This window comes from Variovorax sp. 20P10.2.4 (assembly GCF_058244205.1).
In genome coordinates this window covers 1-20,282 of the sequence record NZ_JBZAYE010000064.1, presented here as the reverse complement: position 1 = coordinate 20,282, position 20,282 = coordinate 1, and the positions used below count along the sequence as shown (strand labels likewise).

Annotated in this window: 20 protein-coding genes; 4 read left to right on the top strand and 16 right to left on the bottom strand. The window is 70.0% G+C overall.

Annotated features, from left to right (window positions below; all coding sequences use genetic code 11):
- Positions 1-23: 23 nt before the first annotated feature.
- From AC27VN_RS09215 to AC27VN_RS09170, 10 genes are all read right to left on the bottom strand, one after another.
- A complete protein-coding gene (locus AC27VN_RS09215; RefSeq protein WP_490876351.1) occupies positions 24-842 on the bottom strand; it encodes a CbbQ/NirQ/NorQ/GpvN family protein in 819 nt (272 codons plus the stop codon).
- Positions 839-1,849 carry an alpha/beta fold hydrolase gene (locus AC27VN_RS09210; protein ID WP_208511018.1) on the bottom strand — a complete coding sequence of 337 codons (1,011 nt, stop codon included), beginning with the start codon at positions 1,847-1,849 and terminating at the stop codon, positions 839-841. Before AC27VN_RS09210 ends, AC27VN_RS09215 begins: the two co-directional genes overlap by 4 nt.
- Before the next feature lie 11 nt (positions 1,850-1,860).
- Complete coding sequence (locus AC27VN_RS09205) at positions 1,861-2,898, bottom strand: aliphatic amidase (RefSeq protein WP_490876350.1); 1,038 nt, start codon at positions 2,896-2,898, stop codon at positions 1,861-1,863.
- 39 nt (positions 2,899-2,937) lie between these two features.
- Entirely contained in the window at positions 2,938-3,627 is a 690-nt protein-coding gene (urtE, locus tag AC27VN_RS09200; protein ID WP_490876349.1) for an urea ABC transporter ATP-binding subunit UrtE, read from the bottom strand.
- Positions 3,628-3,640: 13 nt separating this feature from the next.
- The gene (urtD, locus tag AC27VN_RS09195; protein WP_261212072.1) at positions 3,641-4,423 is read right to left on the bottom strand and encodes an urea ABC transporter ATP-binding protein UrtD; all 783 of its coding nucleotides are present in this window, start codon (positions 4,421-4,423) and stop codon (positions 3,641-3,643) included.
- Positions 4,424-4,437: 14 nt separating this feature from the next.
- The gene (gene urtC, locus AC27VN_RS09190; RefSeq protein ID WP_296799857.1) at positions 4,438-5,487 is read right to left on the bottom strand and encodes an urea ABC transporter permease subunit UrtC; all 1,050 of its coding nucleotides are present in this window, start codon (positions 5,485-5,487) and stop codon (positions 4,438-4,440) included.
- A gap of 10 nt (positions 5,488-5,497) precedes the next feature.
- Positions 5,498-6,400, bottom strand: coding sequence for an urea ABC transporter permease subunit UrtB (gene urtB, locus AC27VN_RS09185; RefSeq protein ID WP_490876348.1), 903 nt, complete (start codon positions 6,398-6,400; stop codon positions 5,498-5,500).
- 5 nt (positions 6,401-6,405) lie between these two features.
- Positions 6,406-7,599, bottom strand: coding sequence for an urea ABC transporter substrate-binding protein (gene urtA, locus AC27VN_RS09180; RefSeq protein WP_093343803.1), 1,194 nt, complete (start codon positions 7,597-7,599; stop codon positions 6,406-6,408).
- A gap of 411 nt (positions 7,600-8,010) precedes the next feature.
- Positions 8,011-8,511, bottom strand: a complete 501-nt coding sequence (locus AC27VN_RS09175; protein ID WP_490876347.1) for a hypothetical protein — start codon at positions 8,509-8,511, stop codon at positions 8,011-8,013.
- A complete protein-coding gene (locus tag AC27VN_RS09170) occupies positions 8,508-9,437 on the bottom strand; it encodes a LysR family transcriptional regulator (RefSeq protein WP_431510955.1) in 930 nt (309 codons plus the stop codon). The genes AC27VN_RS09175 and AC27VN_RS09170 overlap by 4 nt, the downstream gene beginning before the upstream one ends.
- A 96-nt stretch (positions 9,438-9,533) precedes the next feature.
- Here AC27VN_RS09170 and AC27VN_RS09165 point away from each other — a divergent pair, with 96 nt between their 5' ends.
- Both AC27VN_RS09165 and AC27VN_RS09160 read left to right on the top strand, forming a co-directional pair.
- Positions 9,534-10,520, top strand: coding sequence for an NAD-dependent epimerase/dehydratase family protein (locus AC27VN_RS09165; RefSeq protein ID WP_490876346.1), 987 nt, complete (start codon positions 9,534-9,536; stop codon positions 10,518-10,520).
- Between the two features lie 94 nt (positions 10,521-10,614).
- Positions 10,615-11,814, top strand: a complete 1,200-nt coding sequence (locus AC27VN_RS09160; RefSeq protein WP_490876345.1) for an AGE family epimerase/isomerase — start codon at positions 10,615-10,617, stop codon at positions 11,812-11,814.
- A 6-nt stretch (positions 11,815-11,820) separates the two neighbouring features.
- Here the strand turns inward: AC27VN_RS09160 and AC27VN_RS09155 are convergent, their stop codons facing one another.
- Together AC27VN_RS09155 and AC27VN_RS09150 are read right to left on the bottom strand one after the other, a co-directional pair.
- Positions 11,821-12,762 carry a glutaminase gene (locus tag AC27VN_RS09155; protein ID WP_208511028.1) on the bottom strand — a complete coding sequence of 314 codons (942 nt, stop codon included), beginning with the start codon at positions 12,760-12,762 and terminating at the stop codon, positions 11,821-11,823.
- Positions 12,763-12,775: 13 nt separating this feature from the next.
- Positions 12,776-13,678, bottom strand: a complete 903-nt coding sequence (locus AC27VN_RS09150) for a DMT family transporter (protein WP_490876344.1) — start codon at positions 13,676-13,678, stop codon at positions 12,776-12,778.
- Positions 13,679-13,842: 164 nt separating this feature from the next.
- On the opposite strand from AC27VN_RS09150, the gene AC27VN_RS09145 reads away from it, so the two are divergent.
- Complete coding sequence (locus tag AC27VN_RS09145; protein ID WP_490876343.1) at positions 13,843-14,175, top strand: DMT family transporter; 333 nt, start codon at positions 13,843-13,845, stop codon at positions 14,173-14,175.
- Between the two features lie 4 nt (positions 14,176-14,179).
- Here the strand turns inward: AC27VN_RS09145 and AC27VN_RS09140 are convergent, their stop codons facing one another.
- The 3 genes from AC27VN_RS09140 to AC27VN_RS09130 are packed head-to-tail and all read right to left on the bottom strand — an operon-like array spanning position 14,180 to position 16,146.
- Entirely contained in the window at positions 14,180-14,686 is a 507-nt protein-coding gene (locus tag AC27VN_RS09140; protein WP_490876342.1) for a BON domain-containing protein, read from the bottom strand.
- Positions 14,683-15,192 (bottom strand): flavin reductase family protein, encoded by a 510-nt coding sequence (locus AC27VN_RS09135; RefSeq protein ID WP_093343815.1) that lies wholly within the window; start codon positions 15,190-15,192, stop codon positions 14,683-14,685. Before AC27VN_RS09135 ends, AC27VN_RS09140 begins: the two co-directional genes overlap by 4 nt.
- A 30-nt stretch (positions 15,193-15,222) precedes the next feature.
- Positions 15,223-16,146: a LysR family transcriptional regulator gene (locus AC27VN_RS09130; protein ID WP_490876341.1), complete on the bottom strand. Its 924-nt coding sequence runs from the start codon at positions 16,144-16,146 to the stop codon at positions 15,223-15,225.
- Between the two features lie 114 nt (positions 16,147-16,260).
- On the opposite strand from AC27VN_RS09130, the gene AC27VN_RS09125 reads away from it, so the two are divergent.
- Positions 16,261-18,252 carry an alkyl/aryl-sulfatase gene (locus tag AC27VN_RS09125; protein WP_490876340.1) on the top strand — a complete coding sequence of 664 codons (1,992 nt, stop codon included), beginning with the start codon at positions 16,261-16,263 and terminating at the stop codon, positions 18,250-18,252.
- A gap of 7 nt (positions 18,253-18,259) precedes the next feature.
- Here AC27VN_RS09125 and AC27VN_RS09120 read toward each other — a convergent pair.
- Positions 18,260-20,282: DUF6351 family protein (locus AC27VN_RS09120; protein WP_490876339.1), on the bottom strand; the 2,023-nt coding region annotated here is incomplete at its 5' end.

Below are 20,282 nucleotides of genomic sequence, written 5' to 3'. Positions count from 1 at the left end.
GGCGAAGCTGCCCGTGTCGCGCGTCATCCGAACTGGGCTTCGACGAAGCCCTGCAGCGCGCTCGCCATGTCGGGGTCGTCGGTCAGCGCGCGCGTCATCGTCATCTCGCAGCTCTCGCGCGGCGTCACGCCGTCGCGGATCAACACGCCCGCGTAGATCAGCATGCGCGTCGACACGCCCTCGTCGAGCCCGCGGTGCTTGAGTTCGCGCGAGCAGTGCGCGACGGCCACCAGCTTCGCGGCCAGCGCGGTGTCGATGCCGGCCTCGTGCGCCACGATCTCGGCCTCGAGCGCGGCGTCGGGATAGTCGAACTCCAGCGCCGCGAAGCGCTGGCGCGTCGAGGGCTTGAGGTCCTTGGCGCTGCTCTGGTAGCCGGGGTTGTACGACACCACGAGCTGGAAATCGGGATGCGCGCGCACCAGCTCGCCCTTCTTGTCGAGCGGCAGGATGCGGCGCGCATCGGTCAGCGGATGGATCACCACCGTCGTGTCCTGCCGCGCCTCCACCACCTCGTCGAGGTAGCAGATGCCGCCATGGCGCACCGCCAGCGTCAGCGGCCCGTCGTGCCAGGCCGTGCCGTCGGCGTCGAGCAGGTAGCGCCCGACCAGGTCCGAGGCCGTCATGTCTTCGTTGCAGGCCAGCGTCACCAGCGGCCGGCCCAGCGACCACGCCATGTGCTCGACGAAGCGCGTCTTGCCGCAGCCGGTCGGCCCCTTGAGGATCAGCGGCATGCGGTGGCGCCAGGCCTGCCGGTACAGCGCCACCTCGTTGCCCGCGGGCCGGTAGAAGGGCTCGGACTCGATGCGCCAGGCCGCGAGCGGATCGTGCACGGGTGCGTTCATGGCGTGGCGAGCAGTTCCCGCAGGGCGTCGTCGATGAAGCGGGTGTCCACCGGGCTGCTGCCGCCGCCCGCGAAGTGGCCCCACACGCCCGGGATCGGCCGGTACTCGGCGTTCGGCATCTGCGCCACCTCCCATTCGTTGTCGGCGGCCGGAAAGTAAAGGTCGCGCTCGGCCGGCATCACGATCGCGCGCGCGCGGATCGCGCCCAGCGCCTTCTTGAAGTCGCCGCCGAACACCGGGTTGGCGCTGATGTCGCCGTGCTGCCACGACCACAGCATCGCGAGCAGGTTGTTCGCATCCTTCTTCAGGAAGAAGCCCTCCCAGTAGCCGACCAGGAAGTCCTCGAGCGAGCTGAAGCCCAGTTCGCGCCACAGCTCCTGCCGGTAGAAGGGCTGCGACAGGCCCCAGCCCGCATAGACGCGTCCCACCGCGCGCAGCCCGCGCGTCGGCGGCGTCGTGTACCAGCCGCCGTTCCAGGCCGCGTCGCTGGTGAGCGCCGCCTTCACGCCCTCGAGGAACACGATGTTGTGCGGTGCCGTCCTGGCCGAGCCGCAGAAGGGCGCGATGCGCTCGACCATCTCGGGGTAGAGGCAGCCCCACTGGTTGGTCTGCTGCGCGCCCATCGACCAGCCCACCACCAGCGCGATGCGCTCGATGCCGAACTGCTCGGTCACCAGCCGGTGCTGCAGCCTCACGTTGTCGTAGAGCGTCACGTGCGGGAAGCGCGCCAGGTCGTAGGGCGGCGGCGTGTTGCTCGGCGAGGACGACAGGCCGTTGCCCAGCATGTTGGGCACGATGATGAAGTACTTCGCCGGGTCGAGCGCCATGCCCTCGCCGATCAGCCACTCGTTGTCGTGGTGCTGGCCCGAGTACCAGGTCGGGTAGACGACGACGTTGCTCTTGTCGGCATTCAGCGTGCCGTAGGTCTTGTAGGCGAGCTTCGCGCCGCGCAGGGTGGCGCCCCGCTGCAGCACGACGTCGCCGAGCTCGAAGATCTGGTGATCCATGGGGCGGCGCTTCAGCGGTGCTTGGCCGGCTCGTTCGGAATCCCCTCGATCGGGCACTCGGGCGTGCCCACGGTGCTGCGCGTGAACGACTCCACCCTCTCGCGCGTGCCCTCGGGGTCGTTGATCCACTGGGTGTAGAAGTTGTAGGGGCAGGTCGCCACGCCCTTGTCGCCGTCGCCCGAGTTGATGGTGCCGGTGTAGCCGCGGTGCACCAGCTTGAACAGGTGGTTCTGCGACTGGCCGTTGCGCCGCGCGTCGCGGATCAGGCCCATCGAGAGCTCGGCGTAGTTGATGCCCATCTCCTCCTCGCCGCATTCGCCGAGCGTGCGGCCGTCGAAGCCGATCAGCGCCGAGTGGCCGAAGTACGAGTACACGCCGTCGAAGCCGGCCGCGTTGGCCACCGCCACGTAGGTGTTGTTCATGAAGGCCATGGCCTTCGACACCAGGATCTGCTGTTCCTTGGCAGGGTACATGTAGCCCTGGCAGCGGATGATCAGCTCGGCGCCGCGCATCGCACAGTCGCGCCAGATCTCGGGGTAGTTGCCGTCGTCGCAGATGATCAGGCTCATCTTCATGCCCTTGGGGCCTTCGCTGACGTAGGTGCAGTCGCCCGGGTACCAGCCCTCGATCGGCACCCACGGCATGATCTTCCTGTACTTCTGGACGATCTCGCCCTGGTTGTTCATGAGGATCAGCGTGTTGTAGGGCGCCTTGTTCGGATGCTCCTCGTGGCGCTCGCCGGTCAGCGAGAACACGCCCCAGACGTTGGCGCGCCGGCAGGCGTCGGCGAAGATCGCGGTCTCCTCGCCGGGCACCGAGGCGGCGGTGTCGTACATCTCCTTGGCGTCGTACATGATCCCGTGCGTGGAGTACTCGGGAAAGATCACCAGGTCCATGCCCGGCAGGCCTTTCTTCATGCCGACCAGCATCTCGCCGATCTTGCGCGCGTTGTCGAGCACCTCGGCCTTGGTGTGAAGGCGGGGCATCTTGTAGTTGACGACCGCGACGCCGACGCAATCGTTGCTGCTCGAAATATCACCATGTCTCATGACGCTGCTCCTGAAGGGGTGGTTGGGAAGGGAAGGGGTTCAGACAGTGAGGAAAGAGCGGACCTTGTCCTGGTCGAGCGTGGCGCGCGCCTCGTCGTGCACCAGGCGGCCGCGGTCGATCACGAGGAAGCGGTCGGCCAGCGCGAGCGCGAAGCTCAGCACCTGCTCCGACACCACGATCGCGAAGCCGCGCTCGGCGCGCAGCACGTTCAGCGTCTGCGCGATCTCCTTGATGATCGAAGGCTGGATGCCCTCGGTGGGCTCGTCGAGGATCAGCACCCTGGGCTCGGAGATCAGCGCGCGCGCGATCGCCAGCATCTGCTGCTGGCCGCCCGAGAGGTTGCCGGCCTTGCGCAGCCGCATGTCCTGCAGCACCGGGAAGAAGCGGTAGAGGTAGTCGGGCACCGTGCGGTGGCCCGAGCGCGCGGCACCCGAGAGGATGTTCTGCTCCACCGTGAGGTGCGGGAACACCATGCGCCCCTGCGGCACGAAGGCCAGGCCGTGCGCCACGCGCTGGTGGCTCGGCAGCCGGGTGAGCTCGGTGCCGTTGAGGCGGATGCTGCCGCCGCGCGCGGGCAAGAGGCCGATCAGCGACTTCAGCAGCGTGGTCTTGCCCATGCCGTTGCGGCCCATGACGGCGACCGCCTCGTCGGGCGCGACGCGCAGCGAGACATCGTGGATCACGTGCGACTCGCCGTAGGCGACATCGAGTGCGGAGACTTCGAGCATGCGTTGGACTCCTTCAATGGCCGAGGTAAACGTCGATCACGCGCGGGTCGGCCTGCACCTCGGCGGCCGTGCCCTCGCTGAGCAGCCGGCCCTGGTGCAGCACGGTCACGCGGTGCGCGATGCGCTTGACGAAATCCATGTCGTGCTCGATCACCACCACCGACTTGCCCACCGAGATGCGGCGCAGCAGGTCGCCGGTCTGCTCGCGCTCGCGCGGGCTCATGCCGGCCACGGGCTCGTCGAGCAGCAGCAGCTCGGGCTCCTGCATCAGCAGCATCCCGATCTCGAGCCACTGCTTCTGGCCGTGGCTCAGCTGGCCCGCGCGGCGGTCGAGGCGCTCGAGCAGGAACACCTCGGTGGCCATCGCCTCGATGCGCTCGCGCAGCGCGCGGGTGCGGCGAAAGCTCAGCGACTGCCACAGGCCGTGCATGCGCGGCAGCGAGATCTCGAAGTTCTCGAGCACCGTGAGGTCCTCGTAGACCGAGGGCGTCTGGAACTTGCGGCCGACGCCGGCGCGCACGATCTCGTGCTCGTTCATGCGGCCCAGGTCCTGGCCGTTGAACAGCACCCGGCCCGCGCTGGGCCGGGTCTTGCCGCAGACCATGTCGAGCAGCGTGGTCTTGCCCGCGCCGTTCGGGCCGATGATCACGCGCAGCTCGTTGCGCTCGACCGAGAGGCTCAGGCCGTCGACCGCCTTGAAGCCGTCGAAGGAGACCGTGAGGTCCTCGACGCGCAGGATCTGCTCGTTCGAGGGCGGCACGGCCGAGGCCGCCTGCGGCAGGCCGCCGTTGGGCATCGCCAGGGTCGCGTTCATGGTGCGGCCTCCGCGCCGCGGCGGCGCAGCAGCTTCTCGCCCAGGCCCGCCAGGCCGTTCGGCATCGCCCACACCACGAGGATGAAGACCGCGCCGAGGAAGTAGAGCCAGCCCTCGGGGAAGGTCTCCGACAGGTAGGACTTGAGGAAGCCGATCAAGAGCGCGCCGATCACCGCGCCCGGAATCGAGAGCCGCCCGCCCACGGCCGCGTAGATCACCATCTCGACCGAGGCCACCACGCCGATCACGCCCGGCGCGATCAGCCCCACCTGCAGGCTGTAGAAAGCGCCGCCGATGGCCGACAGCAGGGCCGCCACCGCGAACACGAAGGCCTTCATGTGCGCCGTGTTGTAGCCGCTGAAGCGCACGCGATCCTCGCGGTCGCGGATGGCGATCAGGATCTTGCCGAAGCGGCTGCGCACGATCAGCAACGCACCCACCATGGCGAGCGCGACGGCGGCCACCTCGATGAAGTACATGGTCCGCTTGGCCGCGTCGCCCGCGATGTCCCACCCCAGCAGGGTGCGGAAGTCGGTGATGCCGTTGGCGCCGCCGGTGTCGCCCTGCTGGCCGATCACCACCACGGTGAGCGTGAGCGCCAGCGACAGCGTGACGATCGCGAAGTACACGCCGCTCACGCGCCGCTTGAAGATCGCGTACGAGAACACGTAGGCGAGCAGAGCGGGGATCGCGAGGATGCCGACCAGGGTCCAGCCCAGCGAGTGGAAGGGGATCCACCACGAGGGCAGCTGCTCGACGCTGCTCCAGACCATGAAGTCCGGCAGCTCGGGCGCCGAGGCCTCGAGCTTGAGGAACATCGCCATCATGTAGCCGCCGAGGCCGAAGAACAGGCCCTGGCCCAGGCTCAGCACGCCGCCGTAGCCCCAGGTCAGCACCACGCCGATCGCGACGAAGGCGAAGGCCAGGTACTTGCTCACGAGGTTGAGGCGGAACGGATCGAGCGTGGCCGGCAGCACCACGGCCAGCAGCAGCAGCACGGCCGCCAGCCCGACGAGGTCGCCGCGGCGTTGGGGAGAAAGCTTCATGCCCATGCGCTCAGCTCCTCGAGCGGGTCGCGAACAGCCCGTTGGGCCGCACGTAGAGCACCGCGATCACCAGCAGCAGGATCGTGGCCTTGGCCATCGAGCCGCTCATCAGGTACTCGAGCCAGGTCTGCGACTGCGCGATGGCGAAGCCCGAGAGCGCGGTGCCGATCAGGCTCTGCACGCCGCCGAACACCACCACGATGAAGGAGTCGACGATGTAGAGCTGGCCGGTGCCGGGGTTGGTCGAGCCGATCATCGTGAACACCGCGCCCGCGATGCCCGCCAGGCCCGAGCCCAGCGCAAAGGTCAGCGCATCGACGCGCTGCGTGTCGATGCCGACCGCGCCCGCGATCGCGCGGTTCTGCGTCACCGCGCGCACCTTCAGCCCCCAGGAGGTGCGGTAGAGCAGCAGGTAGACGCCGATGGCGACGATGGCCGTGAGCCCCACGATGAACAGGCGCGTGAGCGGCAGCTGGATGCCCGGCGTCGGCTCCCACGCGCCGGCGAGCCAGGAGGCCAGCGGCACGCTGACTTCCTGCGCGCCGAACAGCGAGCGGTAGGCCTGCTGCAGCATGAGGCTCAGGCCCCAGGTCGCGAGCAGGGTGTCGAGCGGCCGGTCGTAGAAGAAGCGGATGAAGCCGCGCTCCAGCACATAGCCGAACGCGAAGGTCACGGCGAACGCGAACGGGATCGCGGCGAACAGGTAGAGGTCCATGACGCCCGGCGCGTAGTGCTCGAAGAAGCGCGACGCCAGGTAGGTCATGTAGGCACCGAGCGCCATCAGCTCGCCGTGCGCCATGTTGATGACGCCCATCAGGCCGAACACGATGGCCAGCCCGATCGCCATCAGAAGCAGGATGGTGAACAGGCTCACGCCGTTGAACACCTGCATCACCGCGATGTCGAAGTTCATCGCGCTCAGACCTTCGGGAACGGGTTGGGCTCGACCAGCTGCGGCGATTCCCAGACGATGTCGAACTGCCCGTCGGGCCGCGCGCGGCCCACGCGCACCTTCTTCCACACGTGGTGGTTGGTGGCGTGCACGCGCACCGTGCCCTCGGGCGCCTCGATCTCCACGCCCGCGGCGGCGGCCGTGACCTTGTCGACCTCGAAGGACTTGGCCTTCTCCACCGCCAGCTTCCAGAGGTAGACGCTGTTGTAGGCCACCTCCATCGGGTCGCCGATCACGCGGTCCTGGCCGTACTTGGCCTTGAAGGCCTTCACGAACTTCTCGTTGGCCGGCGACTTGATGCTCTGGAAGTAGCCCATGCAGGCGTAGTAGCCGGCGGCGTTGTCCTTGCCGATGCCTTCGATCTCGTTCTCCGACACCACGGTCGACAGCAGCACCTGCTTCGTGCCGTCGAGGCCGGCCGCGCGCAGCTGCTTGTAGAAGGCCACGTTCGAGCCGCCGACCACCGTGCTGTAGATGCAGTCGGGCTTGGCGGCCTTGATCTTGTTGATGATCGAGGAGAACTCGGTGTGGCCCAGCGGCGCGTATTCCTCGCCGAGCACCTTGCCGCCGGCCTTGGCGATCGCGGGCTTGGCGATCTTGTTGCAGGTGCGCGGATAGATGTAGTCCGAGCCCACGAGGAAGAAGTTCTTGCCCTTCTCGCGCGCCATCCATTCGACCGCCGCGATCACCGACTGCGTGGCTTCCTGCGAGGGATAGAACACGCGCTTGTCCTGCTCCTGGCCCTCGTAGTAGGTGGGGTAGAACAGCAGGCCCTTGGCCTGGGCGAGCACCGGCAGCAGCGCCTTGCGCGAGGCCGAGGTGTAGCAGCCGATGATGGCCGCCACCTTGTCGCGCTCGAGCAGCTTGCGCGCCTTCTCGGCGAACACCGGGTTCTCGCTCGCGCCGTCTTCCACCACGGCCTCGATCTTCTTGCCGAGCACGCCGCCGGCGGCGTTGATCTCCTCGATCGCGAGCTTCTCGGCATCGACCAGCGAGGCCTCGGCGATCGCGATCGTGCCCGAGAGCGAATGCAGCAGCCCGAGCTTCACCGTGCCGCCGTCCTGCGCGAAGGCCAGCGGCGCCATGCCGCCCGCGGCGCCCAGCACGATCATCGAGCCGCCGGTCTTCACGATCTGGCGGCGGTTGAAAGCGTTCGTCATGTCAAATTCCTTTGTGGTTGTGCGAGTCGTCAGGAAGATCCGACCTTCGGAACCGCGCTCGGGGTGTCTCCTCCCGCCACGCGGCCCTGCAAACGGGCGCTTCGTCGCCAGTGCTTTCGCTTCGGGCAAAGCTCCGCCAGCGGATGCATGCATCCGTTTCGACGAAAGCCCTGTTGCGACCGAAAAAACAAAAAGGCCCGAACCGGTGTTCAAACCGATTCGGGCCTTGTTGCCCGACACCTCGCTGGCAGCATTGGCAGCGGGCGTCGCATGACTGGTAACGATTGCTCGTTGCGGCGGATTCTTCTCAACCCGCGCCGGTCTGCAAATACGTTGTTGTGCGGATTGGCGGGCCGGCGGGGACTGTGCTATTTGCGCGCACAGGCGCGCCTGGGGCCACTTCGACGGAGGTCAGCGCGGCCGCGCGAAGTCCGCGTCGATCCAGGCCGAGGCGCTGGTGGCGCTGAGCGTGAACGAGGCCGGCACGTTCACGCGCGCGAGCTCGCTGTCGTCGGCCTCGTCGAAGGCGCTCAGCGTGGCCGTGGGGTTGTCCTCGTCGGGCACGATGGCCAGCGTGACGCGGATGCGCCGGTCGCCGGCGCTCACGGTCACGCTGCGGTTGAGCGTGGCGTGCAGCTGCTGCTCGTGGCGTCGGATCACCTCGGCCGCGGTCTTCACCAGCGTGGAGAAGGCGGGGCCGTCGAGCGGCTTGGGGTTCTTCTTGTCGCGGCCCATGGTCCAGGGGCCGACCAGCGCGGGCTCGGGGTCGCCATGGCGCGTCATCTCGACGGCCCAGCCGTCGTCTTCCTCGTTCTTGATGATGCGGGCGGTCCAGCGCTCGTCGCGCCAGAGGCGGTCCTGTTGCAGCGGGAGGATGTCGTCGGATTCGGTGGTCGGGGTCGTGTCGGTCATTCGGAGGCGGAGGTTCTTGCGCGTGCCATTGTCCCCTGGCCGGCGATGTAGGCCTGCAGCCCCTCGGCCAGCGCGTCGAAGGCCACGCGGCAGCGCGGGCTCGCGCGCAGGTCCTCGTGCATCGTGACCCAGGTCTCGAGCTTCAGCGACAGCGCGCGCGGCAGCAGCCGCACCAGCGCCGGGCCGCGCCGCGCCAGCGCGACCTGGCACACGCCGATGCCGGCGCCGGCGCGGATCAGCGCCATCTGCGCGAGGTCGCTGTCGGTGCGCAGCGAGAAGGCGTCGCGCGTGAAGCCCTTGAAGGACTTGATCGCGTCGCGCACGAAGGCCGTGGGCTGGTCGTAGCCGATCAGCGTGTGGCGCATCAGCTCCTCGGCCGTGCGCGGCGTGCCGTGGCGCGCCAGGTAGTCGGGATGGGCATGGAAGCCCAGTTCGATGTCGCCGATGCGGCGCGCCACCAGCTGCTCCTGGCGCGGGCGCACCATGCGCACCGCGATGTCGGCCTCGCGCCGCAGCAAATCCTGCACGCGGTTGGTCGACACCAGCTCGACCTTGAGCGCCGGATGGGCCTCGCGCAGCTTCGCCACGATCGGCGGCAGCACCTCCACCGCGACCACCTCGCTGGTCGATACCCGCACCACGCCGCGCACGCCTTCGCCCTGGCCGCTGGCCGCGCGCTGCAGCGAGGCGGCCGTGCTCTCCATGGCCTCGGCGTGCGTGCGCAGCGCCAGCGCCACCTCGGTGGGCAGCAGCCCGACCTGCGAGCGCGTGAAGAGCACCACCTCGAGCGCCTCCTCGAGCGCCGCGACGTGGCGTCCGACGGTGGGTTGCGTGATGCCGAGCGCGCGCGCCGCGCCCGAGAGGGAGCCCTCGCGCAGCACGCCGAGGAAGGAGCGGTAGAGCTCCCAGCTGATGGTCCAGGTCATACATAAATGTATGGCCGATGGCTCATGTTCGGCAATTCCATTGGAGCCCGACCCTGCCCAGAATTCATCCATCGATCACTGTTCTGGAGATGTTTCATGGCAAGCAACGACACGGTTCTGGTTCTGGGCGCGACGGGCGGCGTCGGCGGCGAAATGGCCCGCCAGCTGCGCGACGCGGGGTGGCGGGTGCGCGCGATGAAGCGCGGCGCGGTGCCCGAGCGGCGCGACGGCATCGACTGGGTGGGCGGCGACGCGATGGAGGCGCGCGACGTGCGCGAGGCCGCGCGCGGCTGCGCGGTCATCGTGCATGCGGTCAACCCGCCCGGCTACCGCCGCTGGTCGGAACTGGTGCTACCGATGCTCGACCACACGATCGCGGCCGCCAAGGCCGAGGGCGCGACCATCGTGCTGCCCGGCAACGTCTACAACTACGGCGCCGACGCCTTCCCTCTGCTGGCCGAGGATGCGCCCCAGCATCCGGCCACGCGCAAGGGCGCGATCCGGGTCGAGATGGAGCGCCGCCTCGAGGCCGCGAGCCGCGAGGGCGCGCGCGTGCTGATCGTGCGCGCCGGCGACTTCTTCGGCCCGAAGGCCGGCAACAACTGGTTCTCGCAGGGGCTGGTGAAGGCGGGGCAGCCGGTCAGGGGCGTGAGCTATCCCGGCGATGCCGGCGTGGGCCACCTGTGGTCGTACCTGCCCGACGTGGCCCGCACCATGGTCGAGCTGCTGGCGCGGCGCGACCGGCTCGAGCCCTTCGCCAGCTTCCACATGGCCGGCCACTGGGATGCCGACGGCACGCGCATGGCCGATGCCATCCGCCGCGTGGTGGCGCGCCGCACCGGCACGCAGGTGCGCGTGTCGGCCTTCCCGTGGTGGCCGCTGCTGCTGGCCTCGCCCTTCGTCGCCACCTTCCGCGAGCTGCGCGAGATGCGCTACCTGTGGCGCACGCCCGTGGCCATGGACAACGCGAAGCTGGTGGCGCTGCTCGGCCGCGAGCCGCACACGCCGCTCGACGAGGCGGTCGAGGCCGCGCTCGAAGGCATGGGCTGCCTGCAGGCAGCGTCGCGCGCGGCGCTGGCCTGAGCACTGCGCGAGAGCGTCGTTTTCTCGACGATCGGGCCGGGATGCTGATAGCCTGAGGTGCCGCGCCCGCCATCGCAACCCAGCCCTTCCTGCCATGCCCGACTTCCGCTCGCCCGAATTCCTGATCGGCCACGTGCAGCACACGCTCGCGTTCTACGACGGCCGCAGCCTCGATCCGCACGGCGGCTTCTTCCACTTCTTCAAGGACGACGGCACGGTCTACGACCGCCGCACGCGCCACCTGGTGAGCAGCACGCGCTTCGTCTTCAACAACGCCACCGCCTGGCGCCGCTTCGGCCGGCCCGAGCACCTGGCGGCGACGCGCCACGGCCTCGCGTTCCTGCACCACGCCCATGCGCATCCGCAAGGCGGTTACCTGTGGGAACTCGACTGGCACGAGGGCCGCGCGCAGGTGCGCGACGGCACCCACTACTGCTATGGCCTGGCCTTCGTGCTGCTCGCGCATGCGCATGCCGCGATGGCCGGCGTGGACGAGGCGCGCGCGGGCATCGAGAGCACCTGGCAGCTGCTCGAGCGGCATTTCTGGGAGCCGCGCCACCAGCTCTATGCGAACGAAGCCACTGCCGACTGGGCCGTGTCTCCCTACCGCGGCCAGAACGCCAACATGCATGCCTGCGAGGCGATGATGGCGGCCTTCGAGGCCACGGGCGACGCGAAGTACCTGGACCGCGCGGCGACGCTGGCGCAGGCGATCGCGCTGCGCCAGGCCGACCTGACCGGGGGCAGGGTCTGGGAGCACTTCCGCGAGGACTGGTCGGTCGATGCCGACCACAACCGCGGCAACCGCGCCGACATCTTCAAGCCCTGGGGCTTCCAGACCGGCCACCTGACCGAATGGGCCAAGCTGCTGCTGCAGCTCGAGGGCCTGCTCGCCGACCGGGGCGTGGAGACCGGCTGGATGCTGCCGCGCGCGCAGTCGCTGTTCGAGGCGGCGATGCGCCACGGCTGGGACGCCGAGTTCGGCGGCCTGGTCTACGGCTTCGATCCCGCGGGCGCGCTCTACGACGGCGACAAGTACTTCTGGGTGCAGGCCGAGAGCTTCGCGGCCGCCGCGCTGCTCGCGGTGCGCACCGGCGAGTCGCGCTACTGGGACTGGTACGACCGGATCTGGGACTACGCCTGGCGGCACATGGTCGACCATCGACACGGCGCGTGGTTTCGCATCCTGTCGCGCGACAACCGCAAGCTCAGCGACGAGAAGAGCCCGGCCGGCAAGACCGACTACCACACGATGGGCGCCTGCCACGACGTGCTGCGCGCGCTCGGCGCCTGAAGCAACTCAGAACACCGACAGCCCCGTGCGCGCCACGAACATCTCGAGCGCCTTCATGCCGAGCAGCGAGTTGCCGGTGGCATCGAGCGCGGGCGACCACACGCTGAGCGTGAGCCGGTCGGGCACCACGGCCACGATGCCGCCGCCCACGCCGCTCTTGCAGGGCAGGCCGATCGAGAAGGCCACGTCGCCCGCGGCGTCGTAGGTGCCGCAGGTGAGCATCAGCGCGTTGATGCGCCGGGTCTGGCGCTCGCTGGTGATCGCGGCCTCGCCGTCGATCGGGTGCGCGCCGTCGCGGCACAGGTAGCCGGCGGCGCGCGCGAGCTGGCGACAGCTCATGCGCAGCGCGCACTGGTGGAAGTAGGTGTCGAGCACCTCGGTCACGTCGTTGTCGAGCTTGCCGAAGCTCTTCATGAAGTTGGCCAGCGCCACGTTGCGAAAGCCGGTCTCGGCCTCCGAGCGCGCGACTTCCTCGTCGAAGCCCACGGGCTCGCCCGCCAGGCTGGCCATGAGCGCGAGGATGCGCGCCTTGGCGCTGCCGCCCTCGGCGCGCGCATGGCTCACGAGCCGGTCGGCGACCGCGATCGCGCCGGCATTGATGAAGGGGTTGCGCGGCTTGCCCTGCTCGTTCTCGAGCTGCACCAGCGAGTTGAACGGATTGCCCGAGGGCTCGCGGCCGATGCGCTCCCACAGCGCGTCGCCCACGGCCTGCATCGCGAGCGTGAGCGTGAACAGCTTGGACACGCTCTGGATCGAGAACGGCGTGTCGGCATCGCCGGCCGCGGCCTCCTCGCCGTCGCAGGTGCGCAGCGCGATGCCGAACTGCCGGGCGTCGACGCGCGCGAGCGCCGGGATGTAGCTGGCCACCGTGCCGGCCTGGCCCAGCAGCGGTTGCATCGCGGCCGCGATCTCGTCGAGCACGGGCTGGAATCGGGTGGATGTCGCCATGTCGCTCGTTCCTTCAGGCGCGGCGCGCGCCGCCGCGGTTGACCAGCACGATGCCCACCGCCACGCCGGCCAGCGCCACCACCAGCTGCGGCGTGAGCGGCTCGGACAGCAGCAGCACGCCGAACACCAGCGCGAACAGCGGCGTGAGGAAGGTGAAGGAGGACATCTGCGTGGCCGGGTAGTGGCGCAGCATCCACATCCACGCGAGGTAGCTCGCGAAGGCGCCGATCACGGTCTGCAGCGCGATCGAGCTCCAGGCCCAGGCCGAGTAGTGCGTGCCCCAGGTCTCGCCGAGCAAGAGCGAGATCACGGGGCAGACCGCGGCCGTCACGGCAACTTGGTAGAACAGCGTCTTCTCGGCGCTCGCGGTGGCGAGTTTGGTGGCGCGCAGCGTCAGCGTGGTCAGGCCCCACAGCATGCCGGCGGCCAGTGCCAGTGCATCGCCACGCAGTTGCGACGAAGAGGTGTGGCCGAAGCCTTCGCTGAAGGCCAGCACCACGGCCGCGAAGGCGATCGCGAGCCCGGCCCACTGCAGGCCGCGCAGCCGCTCGGCCGGCACCCAGCGCGGCAGGAACAGCGAGACCCAGAACGGCGCCGTGTAGAGGAACACCGTGAGCCGCGAGGCGCTGGTGAGCTGCAGGCCCAGGTAGATGCCCGCGAACTCGCCCGCGAACAGCAGCCCCGCGAGCAGGCCGCCGGGCAGCGTGCCGTCGCGCTCGAACAGCGGCACCTTGCGCCAGGCGCACCACAGCCCCAGCAGCACCACCGCGCCGGCCATGCGCATCGAGGCCTGCCACATCGGCGGCACCTCGGCCACGGTGGTCTTGATGAGGATCTGCTGCAGGCCCCAGAAGGCGCAGCAGACGACGAGCAGGCCGATGGCGAGCGCGTCGAGGTGGGTTTTTCTCTGGATCATCTGTTGTTCGTTCTTCGCAAGGCGGCCCGCCCGCATCGCGCGGCGGCGCCGACGATCCTAGCGCGCGGGCGCTTCCCCGCTACCATCCGGGTTTCGTTCCCGGGTACCGCCCCTCCCGTTCCTGGTTGCGCATCCGGTATAGATGCGGGGCCCGGGAGGCATGCATGGGCATGCGGAATTTCTCGTGGCTGCTGCTCGCGGCCAGCATCGCGGCGGAGGTCGTCGGAACCCTCGCGCTGCGCCACGCCGACGGCTTCACGCGCGCACTGCCCTCGGCCGTGGCGGCGGCGGCCTATGCGCTCGCGATCTGGCTCATGGCGCTGGCGGTGCGGCAGCTCGAGGTCGGCCTGGCCTACGCGGTCTGGGCCGGCGCCGGCACCGCGCTGATCGCCGTCTGCGGCGTCTGGCTGTTCGGCGAAGCGGTCACGCTCGCGCGCTGCCTCGGCGTGGCGATGATCGTGCTCGGCGTGGTCGTGCTCCACCTCGACCCGCGCTGAGGCTTCAGCGCCCCGCGACCGGGTAAGGCGGCTTGCCGCGCGTGCCCACCATCAGGTCGGGCACCACTGCCTCGACGTCGGGCAGCGCGCGCGCCGCGCGTTCGAGCTGGCGCGCCAGCGCGGGCGAGGGCACGCAGCCCTGCAGGTAGACCCAGCGCCGCTGCACCATGACCCACACGCTGCCCCGGCGCAGGCCCGGCACCGCCTCGAGCGCGGCACGCACCTTGGGCGCGAGCGGCTTGTCGTAGCGGTAGGCGTTGCTGTCGCTGCATTTGCCTGCGAGCCAGCAGCTGGTGCCGCGCTCCAGCCGCGAATGGATCTGGATGCGGCGCTCCTCGGCCGTGTAGAACGGGCCTTCGGGTTCGGGGCAGCCCGGCAGTCCGGCCGAGACGCGGAAGAAGGGATCGTCGAACCAGTTCTGCTTGAGCGGTGCGGCGGCGTCCTGCGCGCTTGCCGCATGCGGCGCGGCCACGGCGCACAGCAGGGCGAGCACCGGCGCCGCGCGCCTCACAAGGGATGCTCCGTGTAGAAGCGGCCGCCGTGGAACAACAGCGGCGAGGCGCCGGCGTCGTGGCTGCAGCGCTCCACCTCGCCGACGAAGATCACGTGGTCGCCCTCGTCGTAGCGGCTGCGGTTGAAGCACTCGAAGCTCGCCGCGGCGCCCGCGAGCACCGGCGCGCCGCCCAGGCCCTCGGTGAAGTCCACGTCGGCCCAGCGGTCGATGTCCTTGGTGGCGAAGCGCTCGGCCAGCGTCTTCTGGCTGGCCGCGAGGATGTTCACCGTGTAGTGCGAGCCGGCCCGCAGCGCGGCCATCGAGGCGGCGCTGCGCGACAGGCTCCACAGCACCAGCGGCGGCGACAGCGAGACCGAATTGAAGGAGTTGGCGGTGAGCCCGACCAGCGTGCCGTTGGCCGCGCGGGCCGTGACGATGGTCACGCCGGTGGCGAACATGCCGAGCGCCGCGCGGAATTCAGCGGACGAGAAGGTGGGCGGCTGGGCGCTGCGCAAGGTGGTCACGAAGGAGCGGGAACGGTGGAGGGCAGGGGCCTATTCTGGCGCACCCGTCTTTCCCGCCCCCGGCGCGGCCGACATCACCTCGGTCACGAAGCGGGTGTAGGCCGCCGCGGCCGGCGAGGGCGTGCGGACCGCGAGCGTGACCAGGCCGTAGTGGGTGCGCATGCCTTCGAGGCCCGCGATGGGCAACGGCACCAGCGGCTGGGTCTCGTGGCGGAAGGCCGGCGCATCGGGCGCCAGCACCACGGCGCGCGCCGTGAGCGCGAGATGGCGCAGGGTGCCGGTGTCGTCGCAGACCAGGTTGAACACGCCGCGGCCGGCGCGCTTCGCCTGGCGTTCGAACTGCGCTGCTACGCGCGCCGGCAGCTTCGGGCCGGCGACCGGGTAGTCCATGGCCTGCTCGAGCGAGACCGACGCCAGCCTGCGCAGCGGATGGCGCGGCTGCACGAAGAACGAGACCGGCACGTCGGGCAGCCGCATGGTCTCGAGGTCGCCCTGGCGCGCGAGGTCGCGCGTGTCGGCGATGAACAGGTCGATCTCGCGCCGGTGCAGCCGCTCGGCCAGGGTGGCGGTGTCGGCCACCTCGGTGCGCACCGAGAGCTGCGGATGCCGCTGCACCAGCAGCGTCAGCGCCGCGCGCCCGAGCATGCCGGCCGCGAACGGCCCCAGGCCCACCTGCAGGCTGCCGGCGGCCAGGCCCTCGAGCTGCAGCACGTCCTCCTTGAGCTGGCGCGCGTCGATGAGCAGTTCGCGGGCGCGTGCCAGCACCAGCTCGCCGGCCTGCGTGAAGCGCACCGTGCCGTAGGCGCGGTCGATCAGCCGGACCTGCAGGCCCTCCTCGAGCGCCTCGATGCTGCGCGAGAGCGCGGGCTGCGAGAGGTGCGAGGCCTGGGCCGCGCGGCCGAAGCTGCCCTGCTCGGCAAGGGCGACGAGGTGCTGGAGCTGGCGCAGCTGCATCGTGATCTTGTGTTTTTCTTCAAATCGATCGACGTATTTTGCATTTGCCAATGGTTTGGGGGCTGCCCAGAATCGCGCCACTTTCCAGCTTCCAGCTTCGCGCCAGGCCGCACCATGCATCTCCTCCCCGTCCTTCCGCGCGCGCATCGCGCCACCGCCGCCTGCGCCGCGCTGGCCTGCGCCATGGCCTTTGCGCAGCCCGCAACGCCCCTCGCGCCCAAGCCACCGGAGCCCGCCACGCTGGCCGCCAACGCCGAGTTCGCGAAGACGCTGCCCTTCGCCGACCGGCGCGATTTCGAGGACGCGATGCGCGGCTTCATCGGCACCGTGCCCGACGCGCTGGTGCCCGGCGCCGGCGAGCGCCCGGCATGGAGCATGAAGCCCTACGGCTTCCTGCAGGCCGACGCGCCGGCCGACAGCGTCAACCCGAGCCTGTGGCGCCAGGCGCAGCTCAATGCGATCCACGGGCTGTTCCGCGTGACCGACCGGGTCTACCAGGTGCGCGGCTTCGACATCGCGAACATGACCATCGTCGAGGGCGACAGCACGCTGATCGTGATCGACCCGCTGCTCGCCGCCGAGACCGCGCGCGCCGCGCTCGCGCTGTACTACCAGCACCGGCCGCGCAAGCCGGTCGGCACCGTGGTCTACACGCACGGCCACGCCGACCACTTCGGCGGCGTCAAGGGCGTGGTCGACGAGGCCGACGTGGCGGCCGGCAAGGTGCAGGTGATCGCGCCCTCGGGCTTCATGGAGACCGCGGTGGCCGAGAACATCCTCGCGGGCAACGCGATGAGCCGGCGCTCGCAGTACCAGTTCGGCTCGCTGCTGCCGCCGGGCGTGCGCGGCCAGGTCGACACCGGGCTGGGCAAGGCGCTGGCGCGCGGCACCGTCACACTGATCGCGCCCACCGCCACCGTCGACAAGCCGACCGAGGAGCGCACCATCGACGGCGTGCAGTTCGTGTTCCAGCTCGTGCCGGGCTCGGAGGCGCCGTCCGAGATGCTGATGTACCTGCCGCAGTTCCGCGTGCTCAACATGGCCGAGGACGTGACGCACACCATGCACAACCTCTACACCATCCGCGGCGCCGAGGTGCGCGACGGCAGCCTGTGGTCGAAGTACATCGACCAGGCGCGCGTGGCCTTCGGCGACAGGACCGACGTGCTGATCGCGCAGCACCACTGGCCCACCACGGGGCGCGATCGCATCGTCGAGCTGCTGAAGAAGCAGCGCGACATGTACAAGTTCATCAACGACCAGTCGCTGCGGCTGCTCAACCACGGCTACACCGCGGCCGACATCGCCGAGACCCTGCGCATGCCCGCGAGCCTCGAACAGGAATGGTCGGCGCGCGGCTACTACGGCACCCTGCGGCACAACGCGAAGGCGGTCTACCAGAAGTACCTGGGCTGGTACGACGCCAATCCCGCCAACCTCAACCCGCTGCCGCCCGTGGCCCAGGCCCGCAAGACGGTGGAGTACATGGGCGGCGCCGAGGCGGTGATCGCGCGCGCCCGCGGCGATTTCGCCAGGGGCGAGTACCGCTGGGTCGCGAGCGCGATGAGCCAGGTGGTGTATGCCGATCCCTCGAACCGCGCGGCGCGCGAGCTCGGCGCCGACGCGCTCGAGCAGCTGGGCTACCAGTCGGAGGCCGGCACCTGGCGCAGCGCCTACCTGGTGGGTGCGATGGAGCTGCGCAACGGCGTGCCGAAGATCCCGTCGGGCGGCACCGCCAACGCCGACACGCTCAAGGCCGTGAGCAACGACCTGTTCTTCGACTACCTCGGCGTGCGCCTCGATGCCGCGAAGGCCGAGGGCAAGCGGCTGGTCATCAACTGGAACTTCACGGATTCGAAGCAGCAGTTCGTGCTGACGCTCGAGAACTCGGCCCTGACCCACATCGCCGGGCGGCAGCCGGATGCCGACGCCACGGTGACGCTGAGCCGCGCCACGCTCGACGCCGTGACGCTGAAGCAGACCAGCTTTCCGGCCGCGGTGCTGGCCGGCCAGGTGCGCATCGAGGGCGACCGCGCGAAGCTGGCCGAGCTGATGGCGATGCTCGACAGCTTCGAGCCGATGTTCCCGGTGGTGGAGCCGCGATGAACGCGGCTCAGGGCAGGTCGGGCAGCGGCATGCCGCCGACGACGACCTGGCCCAGCGTGTCCAGGTAGGTCTGCCAGAAGCGCGTGGGCTGCTGGCCCTTGCCGGGCCGGCCGAAGTCGCACACGCCGGTGGGGAAGGCGGCCTTCAGGCGCGACCATTGCGCGTCCGAGAACACCACCGCGCCGTAGCTCGCGCGGTCGAGCGGCGCGAGCTGGCACTCGAGCACGTCGCCCGTGATGGCCTCGCCGGCCGCCATGCGCGTCGAGCCGTCGGCCAGGCCGGTGCATTCGAGCATCGAGAGCCCCGTGCCGTCGGCGTTGCCGCAGCGGTCGTTGGCGCTGGCGGGGCGATGGGCGATCACCTTCTGCGCGAGCGGCGTGGCGCCGCCGTCCCGCTCGATCGCGCCGAGCCAGGCATCCATCGTGTCGTAGGCCTCGCGCTGGCTGCCGGCCTGGTACCAGATCGCCTGGTTGGCGTGGCCGCCGTTGGCGCGGTCGAGCCGCGCGCGCAGGGTCCACGAGCGGTGCTGGTGATGGATGCCGCTGATGTCGAGCGTGCGGATGTCGATGATCGCCACCTGGCCCAGGCCGTTGGCCTGGTTGAACGAGCCCGAGCGGTACGAGGCCTCGATCGCGCCCGGGTCGGCCGCCACGCGCGGCGCCTGCAGCGCGTAGTCGATGGTGTGCGAGCCGATGTTCGCGTTGAGGTCCACGAACTGCTCGGCGCTGATGCGGCCCGCCTTCAGCGCGAGCAGACCGTACTGCAGGCCCACGTTCGAGTAGGGCCGGTTGGCGAAGCCGTCGGGCCGCTTGCCGAAGATCGAGATCGCCGAGTCGGCCGAGGTGCAGCGCGCGCCGCCGGGATTGAAGGTGGCGTCGTAGCGCGCGCCCGGGGGCGCGTCGCAGCCGCCGAGCGCGGTGGGCGAGGTGCCGGGAAGGTTCGCGATGTTGGTCGCGTAAGGGTTCAGGTTGTTGTTGAACTTGTAGAAGTCGATCCACTCGGTGCACACGGCGGTGTTCAGGTGGCCCGAGGCGGCGGCCTGCTGGTCGGGCGTCCACGCGGTGGCGGTGCGGCCGAAGTAGTTGCGCAGCAGCGCGCAGTCCTCGACCTCGTTGCCGGTCGATCCCGCATCGGGGAAGGAGGCGCCGACGATGATCCCCTGGTAGAGGCCCGGATAGGCGTTGGCCATCCACTGCTGGGCGATGGCGCCGCCCGAGCTGCCGTAGCCGAAGGTGTAGCGCAGCTCGCCATAGGCCTCGACGATGCGCTCCTTGGCCATCATCGTGGCCTCGGCCTGCACGGCGATGTTGCAGTTGTGGCCCGAGTCGTTGAGCGACACGGCCAGCACCGCGAAGCCGCGCGAGAGCGCATCGCGGTCGAGCACGCGCTGCGAGGACAGGGCGTTGGACTGGCCGTAGCCGTTGCCGCAGCCCGAGCCATGCTGGATCAGCAGCTTGCGGTTCCACGCGGCCTGCGGCTGCCACGGCGCCCAGGGCTTCGCGGGGTCGAACAGCACCGCCACGTCGTAGTAGTCGCGGTCCTGCACGCCGGTCTCGATGCGCACCACGAAGGGCACGGTGCGGCCCTGGTCGGTGGTGGTGGTGGCGATGTCGGCCGGCGGCCGGGCCGGGTCGTAGGGCTGGAAGCCCGCGACGGCCGGATCGCTCGACAGGTACTTGAAGCCGTAGCTCACGGGGCGGTTGCAGTCGGCGTCCTGCGCGCCGGCATCGCAGGCCCAGGGCTGGATCTGCGGGCCGTAGAGGATGCGCCCGCCGTTGGCGTGGTTGGTGATCACTAGCGACGACAGCGCCGTGTCGCCGGCGCGCGCGCTCAGCAGGTGGCGGCCCTCGCTCATGCCGGTGACCAGCCCCATGAAGCGCTCGCCGGGCCGCATCGCGAACGCGGACGACACGTCGGTGCCGTCGAGCTCAATGCGCAGCGCGCTCGCCGCGATGCCCGCGGCCGGCACGATCTCGACCAGCGCGTCGCCGCCGCTGACGAGGTCCGCGCGGTTCGACAGCACCTTGATG